Origin of the sequence: Dyella sp. (genome assembly GCF_035277725.1) — a bacterium.
Classification (GTDB): Bacteria; Pseudomonadota; Gammaproteobacteria; order Xanthomonadales; family Rhodanobacteraceae; genus Dyella_B.
The window spans coordinates 1-2,280 of record NZ_DATEJY010000206.1 but is presented as its reverse complement, the minus strand read 5'-3'; the positions used below and the strand labels follow the sequence as shown (position 1 = coordinate 2,280).

The window sequence follows — 2,280 nt, the reverse complement described above, 5'->3', positions numbered from 1 at the left end:
CTGATTACGCCCGGCAAGGACATCACCATCCCGGTGCAGTTGAACGGCGCGAACAGCCCGCTCACGATGTTCACGTTCCCGAACAGCTACATCGGCTACCAGTCACTCAAGCGCAGGATCTACCAGCTGAGCCTGACGATGGACCATGCCTACACTGACGACGAGCCCTACTACTTGAGCGCGTCTTACACATGGCGTCATGAGTTCGGCAACACCGATGGCACGACCAGCTATGCGTCCAGCCAAACGGGCGGTGTCGCCAACACCGGCGCAACCGCTTATGACGGTGGGCTGTCGGCACCCGGCTTCCTGCAAGGCGCCGCCGGCAACTTGGCTGACGACATTCCCACCACGCTGAAGGTGTTTGGGTACTACAAGTTCGTCCACCAGGAAAACTTCCTGCGCGGCTTGCGTGTGGGCGGTGCCTTCACCTACTACGCGGGAGGTCCCGTCAATTGCCTTTCTTCCTATCCGCAAAACGGAACCCTGGCGGTAGGCAGCAATCAGCTCACCAATGCCAACGCCTACTATTGCAACACGGTGCAGAACGCATTGGCCGGCAATCCCGTGTCCTCGAGCATCGTCTATACGCGCGGCAGCTACACCCGCCTGCCGTCGACCAAGCAAGTGGACTTGGATATCGGCTACGACTGGGCGCTGGGCAAGAACGCCTTCTCGGTGGATCTGAAGGTGCTCAACCTCTTCAACAACCAGACCGTAACGTCGTACGTGGACCAGATCACCAACGGCAACGGGCAGTTCAATGCCAACTTCATGCAGCCGAACACGTTCCAGGCGGGACGCGTTGGACAGCTGGTATTCCGCTGGCAGTACGACTGATGATTTGATGTTGTAGAACCGCTGACATCGATGCCTCCATGTTCGCCAGGACATGGGGGCATCTTTGTTTGGCTTGGTAGACTGCCGGCAAAGTGCAGCGCTTCGGAGACGATATTGAATCCGCTATTGCAAGGCCTGGACCCTGTCGCGATGAATCGCGTGATCGCCACGGGGCAGGCGCTGGAGATGCAGCGTCCCGATCAGGCTGCGGCACAATTGGCGCCGGTTTTGACCGGTTATCCGGATCATCCCGAAGTATTGCGCCTGCATGCGAGTTTGCTGAGCCTGCGCGGCGAACATAAAGCAGCCTTGCGCGAGATGCGCCGCGCGTTGCAACAACGTCCGCAGGAAGCGCTTTATCACAACGCCTTTGCGCTGTTCCTGGCGGAAGCGGGCGAACTCGATCTGGCCATCGACGGATTGCGCCACGCCTGCACGCTTCAACCCGGCTTTGTATTGGCCTGGTACAACCTCGGCCTGTTTCTTACCCGTAGCGCACGCTTCGATGAAGCACGCGATGCGCTGCGGCGTGCAGTTGCCTTGGCGCCCGACTACACCGCCGCACGTGCACAGCTTGCGGACTTGTTGCGAATGGACAACCTGCGCGACGACGCCATCGCGGAATATCGAAAGCTGCTTGCCGACCAGCCCTGGGCGGGCATGGCGTGGTGGGGCTTGGCGGAAATCAAGACCTTGCGTATGGACGTTGCAGATAGCGAGGCGGTCCAGCGCGCCCTTATGCACCCGCACGCGACTGACGGCGATCGGATCGCAATGGGATTCGCCTTGGCCAAATCCCTGGATGATCAAGGCCGCTACGCCGAATCGATGCAGGCTTTGGCGGCGGCGAATGATATTGCACGCCGCCACAGAGGTTGGAACGCGACCGCGTTTGAAGCCACCATCGCCTCGATCAACGCGGCGGCCTGCACGGCCAGCGCCGATAAGGCGTTGGGATCGGAAGTGATTTTCATCGTTGGCATGCCGCGCTCGGGCTCGACGTTGATCGAACAAATCCTTGCCTCGCATTCCCAAGTTGAGGGTACGGCCGAGCTGACCGATCTGCCGCTGGTGATTGGCGAAGCCTCCAACCAACGCCAGAAGCCGTATCCGAAGTGGCTGCCGGACATGCGTGCGGATGATTGGCAGCAACTGGGCCAGCGTTACCTGGAGCGAACCGCGCACTGGCGCAAACGGCGCCCCATATTTACCGACAAGCTGCCCAACAACTGGATGCATATCGGCATGATCCGCGCGATGCTGCCGGGCGCGCGCATTATCGTCAGCCGGCGTGATGCGCTGGAAACCTGTTTCTCGTGCTATCGGCAGTATTTTCCTGGCAACGACTACACGCGCTCGTTTTCCGACCTGGCGTCGTATTGGCGTAGCTTCGATGCGGCGACGACGTATTGGGCCGGCAAAGAGCCTGCGCACGTGTAT

General features: G+C 60.1%; 1 protein-coding gene and 1 pseudogene. Both read left to right on the top strand.

Annotation, left to right across the window (positions count from 1 at the left end; genetic code table 11):
• Positions 1-840: pseudogene (locus tag VJR68_RS17710) on the top strand (hypothetical protein); the annotation flags it as partial.
• Positions 841-954: 114 nt separating this feature from the next.
• A partial coding sequence (locus VJR68_RS17705) for a tetratricopeptide repeat-containing sulfotransferase family protein (RefSeq protein ID WP_324149872.1) occupies positions 955-2,280 on the top strand: 1,326 nt, incomplete at its 3' end.